Origin of the sequence: Verminephrobacter aporrectodeae subsp. tuberculatae At4 (genome assembly GCF_000193225.1) — a bacterium.
GTDB lineage: Bacteria > Pseudomonadota > Gammaproteobacteria > Burkholderiales > Burkholderiaceae_C > Acidovorax > Acidovorax aporrectodeae.
In genome coordinates, this window is record NZ_AFAL01000914.1 from 1 (window position 1) to 218 (window position 218).

Consider the following 218-nt stretch of genomic DNA (forward strand, 5'->3'; position numbering starts at 1 on the left):
TGAGCCCCGCCAGCGCCTGGAACGCGCCGCGCGCCTGAACGCCCCACTCGGCCTGGAGCGCAGCGAGGTTGCGGCCCAGGCCCAGCTGGCGGCCGTGCTCGTCAACCACGCGAAAGTTCATGAACAGGTGCGCGCTGAGCATGTCGAGCTTGAAGTCGGCGCGCTTCACGTCGAGCGAGGTCTCCTGGCGCACCTGCGCGAGCAGCACGTCGATCAGG

The 218-nt window shown here is 69.7% G+C and carries 1 protein-coding gene; it reads right to left on the reverse strand.

Annotation, left to right across the window (positions count from 1 at the left end):
* On the reverse strand, nucleotides 1–218 hold a 218-nt coding region (locus tag VTU_RS29830), incomplete at both ends, for a DUF3418 domain-containing protein (protein ID WP_040894003.1).